Source organism: Rhizobacter sp. P5_A1 (genome assembly GCF_056400745.1).
The window spans coordinates 188,290-200,292 of record NZ_JBFUKR010000002.1; the positions used below are offsets into that span (position 1 = coordinate 188,290).

Consider the following 12,003-nt stretch of genomic DNA (forward strand, 5'->3'; position numbering starts at 1 on the left):
TCGAGCCCCTTCGGGCGGCCGGGCGGGGCTCATGCGAGCGCGAGCTCGGCGATCAGCGGCAGGTGATCCGACATGCGCGCCCACGCCGCTCCGCGCGGCACCGAGGTCGACAGGCATTGCAGCCCGCGCACGTAGATGCGGTCCATCGAGAACACCGGCATGCGCGACGGAAAGGTGTTGAAGCGCGCCGGCGGATCGCCCGGCACGCCGGCGCGCCGCAGGCCGAACCCGCGCATCGGCGTGTCGAGCTTGGCGCCCCAGTCGTTGAAATCGCCGGCGACGATCAGCAGCTCGTCCTTCGGCACCTCGGCCTCGATGAACCTCGCCAGGCGCTCGACCTGGCGCACCCGGCTGGCATGGATCAGCCCGAAGTGCGCGACGATCGCATGCACCAGCACGCCGTTCCAGTGCACCGGCACATGCAGCAGGCCGCGCTGCTCGAAGCGGTGGTCGGAGACATCGTGGTGGCCGATGTCGCCGAGCGGCCAGCGCGACAACAGCGCGTTGCCATGCTCGCCGTGCGTCGTCGTCGCGTTGGTGCGATACGCAACCTCATAGCCCTCGGGCGCGAGGTAGTCGGCCTGCGGCATGCGCGGCCAGCCGATCACGGTGTCGGGAAACTTCTTCGCCTCGGCCCGGTTCAGGAAACGCACCTCCTGCAGGAACACGAGGTCGGTGTCGAGCGCCTCGATGCCGAGCGCGAGGTTGTGGATCTCCAGCCGCTTGCGCGGGCCGACACCGCGCACGCCCTTGTGGATGTTGTAGGTCGCAACCCGCAGCACGTGGCTCGGGTGCTGCGTGCTGTGCACGACATGGGCGGGGGCGGCGGGCAGGCGCATTGCCATGGCGTCACGCGTGTCGCGGCAGCTGCCGAATTGCCTGCGCGTTCGATGGCGAGAAGCACTTGTCGGCGGCCTCGCGCCACGGCAGCCATGCGTGCGCCAGATGCTCGCGCGGGCTCAACACGACCGGCACACGGCCCGGCACGCGCAGACCGAAGACGAACTCGGTGTTGTGCGTCACGCCGGCGGCATAGCGATGCCGCCAGACCGGATAGATCTCGTAGACATTGCGAAACCGCCAGTCGCGCAGGTTCTCGAGCGGGACTTCGGGCGAGCCGATCCGGATGCCGGTTTCCTCGAACACTTCGCGCCGCGCGGTCACCGCGAGCGGCTCGTCGGGCGCGTCTTTCGAGCCGGTCACGCTCTGCCAGTAGCCGGCGTGGTCGGCACGTTCGATCAGCAGCACCTCGAGCTCGGCGGTGTGGATCACGACGAGCACCGATTCGGGGATTTTGGGCGGCTTGATCACGGACAAGGCACTCTCGGCGGCAAGAAAAAGGGCGCGAGAAATCGCGCCCTTTGATTCTGCATCAGCCGTGTGACCGTTGCCTCAGACACCGGCTCCCTGCACGTTGCGCAGGCGGATGTGCAGCTCGCGCAGCTGCTTCTCGTCGACCGCGCTCGGCGCGTTCGTCAGCAGATCCTGTGCGCGCTGCGTCTTCGGGAACGCGATCACGTCGCGCAGCGATTCGGCCCCGGTCATCAGCATCACGAAACGGTCCAGGCCGATCGCGATGCCGCCGTGCGGCGGCGCGCCGTACTGCAGCGCGTCGAGCAGGAAACCGAACTTCAGCTGCGCCTCTTCGGCGTCGATCTTCAGCGCGCGGAACACCTTGCTCTGCACTTCCTCGCGGTGGATACGCACCGAGCCGCCGCCGAGTTCGATGCCGTTGAGCACGACGTCGTAGGCCTTCGAGATCGCCGCGCCCGGATCGGTCTCGAGCAGGTCTTCGTGGCCGTCCTTCGGCGACGTGAACGGGTGGTGCACCGCGCTCCAGCGCTGCGCGGCGTCGTCGTACTCGAACATCGGGAAGTCGACGACCCACAGCGGCTCCCAGACGCCCTGGACGAGGCCGCGCGCCTTGCCGAAATCGCTGTGGCCGACCTTCACGCGCAGCGCGCCGATCGCGTCGTTGACGACCTTCGTCCGGTCGGCGCCGAAGAACAGCAGGTCGCCGTTCTGCGCGCCGCTGCGATCCAGGATCTTCGCGAGCGCCGCGTCGTGCAGGTTCTTGACCACCGGCGATTGCAGCCCTTCGCGGCCCTTCGCGAGATCGTTGATCTTGATCCAGGCCAGGCCCTTGGCGCCGTAGATCTTCACGAACTCGGTGTAGGCATCGATCTCGCTGCGGCTGATCTCGGCGCCGCCGGGCACGCGCAGCGCGACGACGCGGCCGCCCTCCATCAGCGCCGGGGCCGAGAAGACCTTGAAGTCGACGTCCTTCATCACGTCGGTCAGCTCGGTGAACTCGAGCTTGACGCGCAGGTCCGGCTTGTCGGAGCCGAAGCGGTGCATCGCGTCCGCGTACTTCATCACCGGGAACGCCGGCAGCTCGACGCCGATCGCGTGCTGGAAGGTGCTGCGGATCATGCCCTCGAACATCGTGCGGATCTCTTCCTCGGTCAGGAACGAGGTCTCGATGTCGATCTGCGTGAACTCGGGCTGGCGGTCGGCACGCAGGTCTTCGTCGCGGAAGCACTTGGTGATCTGGTAGTAGCGGTCGAAGCCCGCGACCATCAGCAGCTGCTTGAACAGCTGCGGCGACTGCGGCAGCGCGAAGAACATGCCGTCGTGCACGCGCGAAGGCACGAGGTAGTCGCGCGCGCCCTCGGGCGTGCTCTTCGTCAGCATCGGCGTCTCGATGTCGATGAAGCCTTGCGCGTCGAGGAACTTGCGCACCTCCATCGCGACGCGGTAGCGCAGCATCATGTTGCGCTGCATCGGCGGGCGGCGCAGATCGAGCACGCGGTGCGTCAGCCGCGTGGTCTCGGAGAGGTTGTCGTCGTCGAGCTGGAACGGCGGCGTGATGCTCGGGTTCAGCACCTCGATCTCGAGACACAGAACCTCGATCTTGCCGCTCGTGATGTTGGCGTTGACGGTGCCGTCGGGGCGCGCGCGCACCTTGCCGACGATCTTCAGGCAGAACTCGTTGCGCACGTCTTCGGCATGCCTGAACATCTCGGCGCGATCCGGGTCGCAGACGACCTGGACGATGCCTTCGCGGTCGCGCAGGTCGATGAAGATCACGCCGCCGTGGTCGCGGCGGCGGTGGGCCCAGCCCATCAAGGTCACGGTCTGGCCCATCAGCGTTTCGCTGACGAGGCCGCAATAGGTGGTTCGCATCAAGTCACTCCACTGCGCAGGGCAGATTGGTTGTCGGGAACGACGCGCTCGCGCGCAGCGTCGGTTCGAAATTCGGGCAGGGAATTTGGGGGAAGGCGCTTCGCCGCTGCATCGCAGGGCCACGGGCCGGGCGGTCGCCATGCCGCTCGGCCCGGTCAATTTCGGGCCGGCTCGGCGATCACGACGACCGGCGCGACGGCGCCGCCATGCATCGGCGGCGCGACCACACCCATCGAGATCACGTACTTCAGGGCCTCGTCGACGCTCATCTGCAGCACGATCACGTCGGCGCGCGGCACCATCAGGAAGAAGCCCGAGGTCGGGTTCGGTGTCGTCGGCACATACACGCTGAGGTAGTCGCCCGGCAGGTGCAGCGCGGCCTCGCCGCCCGGCTTGCCGGTGACGAATGCGATCGTCCAGCTGCCCTGGCGCGGATACTGGACCAGCACCGCTTCGCGAAAGGCATTGCCGTTGCTCGAGAACAGCGTGTCCGAGACCTGCTTGACCGAGTTGTAGATCGACTTGACGATCGGGATCTTGCTCAGCGCGCGGCTGCCCTGGCGCAGCCACCATTGGCCGACGATATTGGTCGCGAACACGCCGGTCAGCAGCAGCCCGAGCAGCATCACGATCACGCCGAGGCCGGGGACCTTCAGCAGCATGTCGATCGCCGGTTCGGCCGCGGCCGGCAGGATCGCCTTGCCGGCCATCAGGAACCAGCCGAAGACACCATCGAGCACGCCGAGCGCGGCCTGCAGCACCCAGATCGTGATGGCCAGCGGGAGCCAGACGAGCAGCCCGGCGATGAGGTATTTCTTCACTGCGATCCTTGGGCGCCGCGCGCCTTCACTTGGCGCCGGACGACGGCGTCGCCGGCGCGGCGGCCGGTGCGGGAGCTGCTGCCGGCGTGGCAGCGGCCTCGCTCTTCGCGGCTGCAGGGGCGGCCGCGGAGGCCGCGGCCGGTTCGCTCTTGTTGTCCGATCCGTTCTTCACGCCATCGGCCTTGTCGCCGCCGGCCGGCGTGCCCTTGTCGCCACCGCGGAAGTCGGTCACGTACCAGCCCGAGCCCTTCAGCTGGAAGCCTGCCGCGGTCAGCTGCTTGACGAAGGTCGGTGCAGCGCATTCCGGGCACACCGTGAGCACCGGATCGGACATCTTCTGCAGGACATCCTTCGCGTGCCCGCAGGCGGAGCAGCGATAGGCATAGATCGGCATGGCCAAGCCTTTGATTTAAAAGGGAAATTCGAAAAGGAAAACCACGAATTATACGACCCGTGGGTGCGCCGTCGGGCCTCGCCGAGCGATCAGCGCCAGTGCATCCAGAATTGCGCACCCAGCAGCCCGAGCAGCGCGCCGCCGACGACGCCGATGATCGCTTGCAGCAGCCGGCGCGTGCGGCGCTGCTCGACGAGCAGCGCCTCGAGCAGCCGTTGCTCGGTCGGCGCGCGCGGCAGCAAGGCCTGGTGGATCAGGCGCGGCAGCTCCGGCAGCAACTGCACGTAGCGCGGCGCCTCGCGCTGCAGGCCTTCGAGCAGCCCGAGCCAGCCGACCTGCTTGTTCATCCATTGCTCGAGGAACGGCTTTGCCGTGTTCCACAGATCGAGCTCGGGATCGAGCTGGCGGCCCAGCCCCTCGACGTTCAGCAGCGTCTTCTGCAGCAGCACCAGTTGCGGCTGGATCTCGACGTTGAAGCGGCGCGAGGTCTGGAACAGGCGCAGCAGCACCTGGCCGAGCGAGATGTCTTTCAGCGGCCGATCGAAGTGCGGCTCGCAGACCGCGCGGATGGCGCCCTCGAGCTCGTCGACGCGAGTCGCCGACGGCACCCAGCCGGACTCGACGTGCAGTTCGGCGACGCGCTTGTAGTCGCGCCGGAAGAACGCGATGAAGTTCTGCGCCAGGTACTCCTTGTCGACCTCGGTCAGCGTGCCGACGATGCCGAAGTCGAGCGCGATGTAGCGACCGAACGTTTCCGGCGCGACGCTGACCTGGATGTTGCCGGGGTGCATGTCGGCGTGAAAGAAGCCGTCGCGAAAGACCTGCGTGAAGAAGATCGTGACGCCGTCACGCGCGAGCTTCGGGATGTCGACGCCGGCCTCGCGCAGGCGCTGGGTCTGGCTGATCGGCACGCCGTTCATGCGCTCCATCACGATGACGCCCTGGGTGCACAGGTCCCAGACCATCTCGGGCACCATGATCAGGTTCAGCGCCTGCATGTTGCGGCGCAGCTGCGCGGCGTTCGCGGCCTCGCGCACCAGGTCGAGCTCGTCGTGCAGGTAGTTCGCGAACTCGGCGACGACCTCGCGCGGCTTCAGGCGCTTGCCGTCGGCCGAGAAGCGCTCGACCCAGCGTGCGAGCGTGCGCATCAGCGAGAGGTCGTCGTCGATGACGGCGAGCATGCCGGGGCGCAGCACCTTCACGGCGACCTCGCGGCCATCCTTCAGCCGCGCGAAGTGGACCTGCGCGATCGACGCGCTGGCGACCGGTTCGGCATCGAAGCGCGCGAAGATCGCGTCGATCGGCCGGCCGAAGGCCCGCTCGACCAGCCCGCGGGCCTGCTCGGCCGGGAACGGCGGCACGGCGTCCTGCAGCTTCGCGAGTTCGTCGGCCAGGTCGGCCGGCAGCAGGTCGCGGCGCGTCGACAGCACCTGCCCGAACTTGACGAAGATCGGGCCGAGCCGCTCGAGGCCGAGCCGCAGGCGCTCGCCGCGCGGTGCATCGAGCTTGCGCCCCAGCGTCATCACGCGCACCAGCGCCCGCACCCAGCGCTGGCGGAAGCTGGACAGTGCCAGCTCGTCCAGCCCGTAGCGCAGAACCGTGATCGTGATGACGATCAGCCGCGCGATATGCCTCATTTCAAGACCGCGCAACCAGGCCGGTCAACGTGCGCACCGCTTCGCGCAATCCGGCGGCGACACCGCCGGCGATGCGCGCGATCTCGCGCGCCGGGGCCTGGCCGACGATCCGGGCGAGGTCGTCCTGCACATCCCAGCGCAGGTTGTCGAAGAGCCAGTTCAAGTCGGTCGCGAAGGCCGCGTCGCCCGCCACCTCGACCTTCGGGCGCGTGCCCGCCAGCGCTTGCGCCATCGCGAGCGCCGGGTTCGACGCGTCGATGCTGACGCGCAGATCCGGCTCGGCGATCGCCTCGATGCCGCACCACTCGATCAGCCCGGCCGGCGTGACCCGAAAGGCGCTCGGCGGCAGCGCCGGCAACAGGCTCGGCCAGCCCTCGAATTGCAACTGCATGCAACGCCCGGCATGCGCGCGCAGGCGCTCGGTCGCGACCGGCTCCGACGCGAGCACGTGGTTCGCGAGCAAGGTCAGGCGTTCGATGGCCGCGCTGCCGAGCAGCGAGTTGAGGCTGTGAAACATGCACGGATTGTAGGCACGGGCCCTCGCCGCCCCCCCGCGGCCGAGGGATGAGACGGTTTGCTTTTGATGGAGAATCCGCCGTCACGCGTCGCTGCAGGACCGAGGGGAATGCAGCTGCCGCGCCGTGCGCCGAGGCGCCGCTGAAGGCAACCTTGGTCGGGCCCGCGCGCCACCACGAATCCATGTTTGAAGACCGAAGCTACAAGAGAACGTTCTACAGCGCACCCCAGTCGGTGACGTCGCTCGTCGCGGCGTTTCTCGAGCCCGGCATCACGGTGCTGACGTTTCTGTTCGCGACGGTCTATGCCGATGAACCGATCGATCGGCCTGCGCTGACGCTGTGCCTGCTGGTCTTTGCGCTGACCTTCCCCGGACGCAACCGCTTCCGCGACAACCTGATCGCCGCCGGTGTCGACATCCTTTCGACCTGGGTCTCGCTGGTCGCGATCCTCGCGCTGTGCGGCTACGCGACGCGCAGCCTGCACTACTTCGAGAATGACGTTCTGCTGAACTGGGTGGTCGCGACGCCGATCCTGCAGTGGCTCGCGGTGTGGATCGGCAAGCTGGTGGTGCAGCGGCTGTCCGCGCGGCCGGCCGCGCGGCGCACCGCGGTCGTTGTCGGCGGCGGCGCGCTCGGCGTGAAGGTCGCGAAGGCGCTGGCCGAGAGCGCAGAGTACGGCGTCGACTTCGTCGGCTACTTCGATGACCGCACCGATGATCGCCTGCACCAGGAGGCCAGCGCGCAGCGTCTGGGCGGCCTGAAGGACGTCGCCGCCCACGCGAGCGAGCACGGCATCCGCGAGGTCTACATCACGCTGCCGCTCGGCTCGCAGCCGCGCATCGTCGAACTGCTCGAAGAGGTCCAGGGCACGACCGCGTCGCTGTTCTTCGTGCCCGATGTGTTCGGCATCAGCATCATCCAGGGTCGGCTGCAGGACATGAACGGCGTGCCGGTCGTCGGCATCTGCGAGACGCCGTTCACCGGCACGAATGAACTCATGAAACGGTTCAGCGACATCGTGCTCGGCAGCCTGATCCTGATCCTGATCGCGCCGGTGCTGCTCGTCACGGCGATCGGCGTGAAGCTCAGCTCGCCGGGCCCGGTGATCTTCCGCCAGCGCCGCAACGGGCTGGACGGCGGCGAGATCGTCGTCTACAAGTTCCGCTCGATGCGCTCCCAAGACAATGGCCCGGTCGTTCACCAGGCGACGAAGGACGACCCGCGCATCACGCGCTTCGGCGCCTTCATCCGGCGCACCTCGCTCGACGAGCTGCCGCAGTTCATCAACGTGCTGCAAGGTCGCATGAGCATCGTCGGGCCGCGCCCGCACGCGGTGGCGCACAACGAGGAATATCGCCGCCTGATCAAGGCCTACATGGTGCGCCACAAGGTCAAGCCGGGCATCACCGGCTGGGCCCAGGTGAACGGCCACCGTGGCGAGACCGATACGATCGAGAAGATGCAGGCGCGCGTCGAATACGATCTGGAGTACCTGCGCAACTGGTCGTTGGGGCTGGACCTGCAGATCATCGTGCGCACGATCAGGCTCGTGTTCTTCGACCGCCACGCTTACTGAATGACGCCCGGCCGCGCGGTATCGCGGCATGATCGGCGACCCACTCTGTCAGTCAACCTGGAGCACCGCATGCAAGTTCGCAAGAAGACCCGCAGGCCCTGCCATCGCCATCTGATCGCTGCCCTGGCCGCGCTCGCCAGCGGCGCAGCGGCGGCGGACGAGCCCAGCCCGTGGTACCTCGGCGTGAGCCAGGCGCTGACGCACGATTCGAACGTCTACCGCGTGCCCGATGGGCCCGGCGACAACTATTCGAGCACCGGGCTGCTCGGTGGCTTCGACCAGCCGATCGGGCGCCAGCGCCTGCACGGTTCGGCGAACATTCGCTACAACAAGTACCAGGATGAAACCAAGCTCGACAACACCAGCTACGGCCTCGACGCCGGCTGGGACTGGACCACGATCGAAAAGCTCTCCGGCAATTTCGATGTCTCGGCGAACCAGAGCCTCGCCGCCTTCGACGGCAACTCGGCCGCCCTGACGACCGAGCGCAACCTGCTGAAAACCGATCGGGTGGGGGCCGGTATTCGCTGGGGCGGTGCGGGCCGCCTCGCCCTCGTCGCAGACTATGCGCACAGCCGCGCGCGCTATTCGACGCCGACCACGCTGAACTCGAACTCGTCGGCCGATGTCGGCAGCCTCGGCACGAAATACAGCATCAATCCCGACCTGCAGGTCGGCGCCGGCGTGCGCTTCACGCGCACGGTGCTGCCGAACGGGCTCGTGACGACCACCGGCACCAGCGAGAGCACCAGCAACGGCCGCAACTTCGACCTCTCGGTCGACTGGCAGTACAGCCCGCAGACCGGCGTCGATGCGCGCCTGAGCTGGACCCGGCAGACGAACTCGGGCGCGGTCGGCCAAGACTTCTCGGGCCTGACCGGCGCGCTCTCGGCACACTACGCGCCGACCGGAAAGACCTCGTTCAAGCTCGCCTACAGCCGCGACGCCGGAACCAACGGTTCGTTCTTCAACGTCGCGGGCTCCGCGGGCAGCACGCCGGTCATCGGGCTGAACCAGAACAGCCAGGTCAGCGATGCCGTGTCCCTGACCGCGACCTACGCCGCCACCGCGAAGATCAACGTCAACGCCGGCTACACCTATCGACACGCCAAGATCGTCAGCACGGTGACGGCCGGCGGCGCGACCGGGCCGGGCTCCGAATCGAGCGACAACGTGCGCAAGGCGACACTCAGTGCCACGTATGCGATCGCCCGCGCCTGGCAGCTCGCCTGCAATGTCGACCGCGAGACGCGCAGCGTCTCGGGCGGCGCGGGATTCGCGTACAGCGCCAACGTCGCGAGCTGCTCGGTCCAGCTCACGATGCGATGACCGCAGCGCCCCGCATCCTGCTGACCGGTGCGACCGGCTTCATCGGCTCGCACACCTGGCTGAGCCTGCTGGCGGCGGGCTTTCGCGTCGTCGGCGTCGACAACTTCGCGAACAGCTCGCCCGAGGTGCTGAACCGCTTGCGCACGCTCAGCGGCAGCGAACCCGAGTTCGTGCGCGCGGACGTCTGCGATGCCACGGCGATGGCGACGGTGTTCGATGCCGGGCAGATCGACGCCGCCGTGCACTTCGCCGCCTTCAAGGCGGTCGGCGAGAGCACCGCGAAGCCGCTCGCCTACTACGCCAACAACATCGGCGGCCTGCTGACCCTCGCGCAGACGATGAGCGATCACGGCTGCAAGACGCTCGTGTTCAGCTCGAGCGCGACCGTCTACGGCAAGCCCGAAACGCTGCCGGTGCATGAGGATTCGGCGCTGTCGGCGACCAATCCGTATGGCGCGACCAAGCTGATCGGCGAGAACATCCTGCGCGACCTGGAGCGCGCCGATCCGGCGTGGTCGATCGCGCTGCTGCGCTACTTCAACCCGGTCGGCGCGCATGCGAGCGGCCAGATCGGCGAAGACCCGCGCGGCATTCCGAACAACCTGCTGCCTTTCGTCGCGCAGGTCGCGGTCGGCCGGCGCGAGCGGCTGCAGGTCTTCGGCAACGACTACGCCACGCCCGACGGCACCGGCGTGCGCGACTACATCCATGTGCTCGACGTGGCCGACGGCCATGTGCAGGCGCTGCGCTACCTGCTCGACCGCAGGCGCTCGATCACCGCGAACCTCGGCACCGGCCGCGGCCACAGCGTGCTCGAGGTCGTGCGCGCGTTCGAGCGCGCCAGCGGCGTCAGCGTGCCTTGCGAGTTCGTCGCGCGCCGCCCCGGCGACGTCGACGCGAGCTACGCCGATGTCTCGCTGGCAAACGACCTGCTCCAGTGGCGCGCCACCCGCGACCTCGATGCGATGTGCGCCGACAGCTGGCGCTGGCAACGCATGAACCCGAACGGTCTGGCGGGCTGAGCCCCCACTCCCAAACCTCTGACTTCATCATGACCTCGATCCCGGTTCAACCCGTCATCATGGCCGGCGGCAGCGGCACTCGCCTGTGGCCGCTCTCGCGCGCCCAGCATCCGAAGCAGTTCCTCGTGCTGCACGGCAATCGCAGCCTGTTTCAGCAGGCCGCGATGCGCCTCGCGTCGCTGGGCGATGCGGGCATCGAAGTGGCGGCACCGTGCATCGTCGGCAACGAGGAGCACCGCTTTCTGGTGCTCGACCAGCTGCGCGAGCTGGCGTTGCCGCCCGCCACCGTGCTGCTCGAGCCGATGGGCCGCAACACCGCGCCGGCGATGACGCTGGCCGCACTGCATGCGCAAGAGGGCGGCAAGGATCCGGTGCTGGTCGTCACCGCGGCCGATCACGCGTACGTCGACGAAGCGGCCTTCACCAGCGCGCTGCAACGCGCGGTGCGCGCGGCAGCCGGCGGCGCGATCGTCACGCTCGGGATCGCGCCGACCGGGCCCGAGACCGGCTTCGGCTACCTGCGCTGCGCGAAGGCCTCGGCCGGCGAACTGAACGTCGCGCAGTTCGTCGAGAAGCCCGATCTCGAGACCGCGCAGCGCTACCTGGCCGATGGCGGCTACTTCTGGAACAGCGGCAACTTCGTCGTCCGCGCATCGGTGTGGCTCGCGGCGCTGCAGCAGTTCCGCCCCGACATCCACAACGCGACCCGGCTCGCGTGGGCCGGCCGCAGCACCGACGCCAGCTTCGTGCGCCCGGATCGCGCGGCCTTCGCGACGATCCCGAGCGAGTCGGTCGACTACGCGGTGATGGAGCGCTGCCCCGAATCGCCCGAGTTCGACATCCGGATGGTGCCGATGGACGCCGGCTGGTCCGACCTCGGCGCCTGGGACGCCGTCTGGGAGGTCAGCCCCAAGGATGCGGCCGGCAACGCGACGCACGGCGATGCGCTCGTCAGCGACAGCCGCAACACGCTCGTGCATGCGACGAGCCGGCTGGTCGGCGTCGTCGGGCTCGACAACGTGGTCGTCGTCGAGACGCCGGACGCGGTGCTGGTCGTCGACCGCGCGCGCAGCCAGGACGTGAAGGCCATCGTCGGCCAGCTGCATGGCGCGGGCCGCAGCGAGCACACGCTGCACCGGCAGGTGCACCGCCCGTGGGGCTGGTACGACAGCATCGACGCGGGCGCACGCTTCCAGGTCAAGCGCATCATGGTCAAGCCGGGTGCGAGCCTGAGCCTGCAGATGCATCACCACCGCGCCGAGCACTGGATCGTCGTCAGCGGCACGGCCGAGGTCACGAATGGCGACCAGGTGATCCTGCTGACCGAGAACCAGAGCACCTACATCCCGCTGGGCACGACGCACCGGCTCGCGAACCCGGGCAAGGTGCCGCTCGAGATCATCGAGGTCCAGTCGGGCAGCTACCTCGGCGAGGACGACATCGTGCGCTTCGAAGACACCTACGGGCGCGCGCCTCCGACCTGATGCTCGGCGCGACTCAAAACCACAAGAGGGATGAAC

Annotated in this window: 11 protein-coding genes; 4 read left to right on the forward strand and 7 right to left on the reverse strand. The window is 68.2% G+C overall.

The window, feature by feature from the left end; all coding sequences use genetic code 11:
* Positions 1-29 precede the first annotated feature (29 nt).
* The 7 genes from AC1DTW_RS02690 to AC1DTW_RS02720 all read right to left on the reverse strand — a co-directional run bounded on the left by AC1DTW_RS02690 (position 30) and on the right by AC1DTW_RS02720 (position 6,555).
* Positions 30-839: an endonuclease/exonuclease/phosphatase family protein gene (locus AC1DTW_RS02690; RefSeq protein ID WP_477979165.1), complete on the reverse strand. Its 810-nt coding sequence runs from the start codon at positions 837-839 to the stop codon at positions 30-32.
* 10 nt (positions 840-849) lie between these two features.
* A complete protein-coding gene (gene nudB, locus AC1DTW_RS02695; RefSeq protein WP_477978861.1) occupies positions 850-1,311 on the reverse strand; it encodes a dihydroneopterin triphosphate diphosphatase in 462 nt (153 codons plus the stop codon).
* A gap of 81 nt (positions 1,312-1,392) precedes the next feature.
* Positions 1,393-3,186 (reverse strand): aspartate--tRNA ligase, encoded by a 1,794-nt coding sequence (gene aspS / locus AC1DTW_RS02700; RefSeq protein ID WP_477978863.1) that lies wholly within the window; start codon positions 3,184-3,186, stop codon positions 1,393-1,395.
* A 155-nt stretch (positions 3,187-3,341) separates the two neighbouring features.
* Positions 3,342-4,007 (reverse strand): DUF502 domain-containing protein, encoded by a 666-nt coding sequence (locus tag AC1DTW_RS02705; RefSeq protein WP_477978865.1) that lies wholly within the window; start codon positions 4,005-4,007, stop codon positions 3,342-3,344.
* Positions 4,008-4,032: 25 nt separating this feature from the next.
* Positions 4,033-4,401 (reverse strand): FmdB family zinc ribbon protein, encoded by a 369-nt coding sequence (locus AC1DTW_RS02710; RefSeq protein WP_477978867.1) that lies wholly within the window; start codon positions 4,399-4,401, stop codon positions 4,033-4,035.
* 89 nt (positions 4,402-4,490) lie between these two features.
* Positions 4,491-6,038 (reverse strand): ubiquinone biosynthesis regulatory protein kinase UbiB, encoded by a 1,548-nt coding sequence (gene ubiB, locus AC1DTW_RS02715; RefSeq protein ID WP_477978869.1) that lies wholly within the window; start codon positions 6,036-6,038, stop codon positions 4,491-4,493.
* 1 nt (position 6,039) lies between these two features.
* A complete protein-coding gene (locus AC1DTW_RS02720) occupies positions 6,040-6,555 on the reverse strand; it encodes a hypothetical protein (RefSeq protein WP_477978871.1) in 516 nt (171 codons plus the stop codon).
* Between the two features lie 182 nt (positions 6,556-6,737).
* Between AC1DTW_RS02720 and AC1DTW_RS02725 the strand changes: the two genes are divergently transcribed.
* The 4 genes from AC1DTW_RS02725 to AC1DTW_RS02740 all read left to right on the forward strand — a co-directional run bounded on the left by AC1DTW_RS02725 (position 6,738) and on the right by AC1DTW_RS02740 (position 11,967).
* Positions 6,738-8,132: an undecaprenyl-phosphate glucose phosphotransferase gene (locus AC1DTW_RS02725; protein ID WP_477978873.1), complete on the forward strand. Its 1,395-nt coding sequence runs from the start codon at positions 6,738-6,740 to the stop codon at positions 8,130-8,132.
* 69 nt (positions 8,133-8,201) lie between these two features.
* Entirely contained in the window at positions 8,202-9,461 is a 1,260-nt protein-coding gene (locus AC1DTW_RS02730) for a porin family protein (RefSeq protein WP_477978875.1), read from the forward strand.
* Positions 9,458-10,483: a UDP-glucose 4-epimerase GalE gene (gene galE, locus AC1DTW_RS02735; protein ID WP_477978877.1), complete on the forward strand. Its 1,026-nt coding sequence runs from the start codon at positions 9,458-9,460 to the stop codon at positions 10,481-10,483. Before AC1DTW_RS02730 ends, galE begins: the two co-directional genes overlap by 4 nt.
* A 29-nt stretch (positions 10,484-10,512) precedes the next feature.
* The gene (locus AC1DTW_RS02740; protein ID WP_477978879.1) at positions 10,513-11,967 is read left to right on the forward strand and encodes a mannose-1-phosphate guanylyltransferase/mannose-6-phosphate isomerase; all 1,455 of its coding nucleotides are present in this window, start codon (positions 10,513-10,515) and stop codon (positions 11,965-11,967) included.
* Positions 11,968-12,003: the final 36 nt, after the last annotated feature.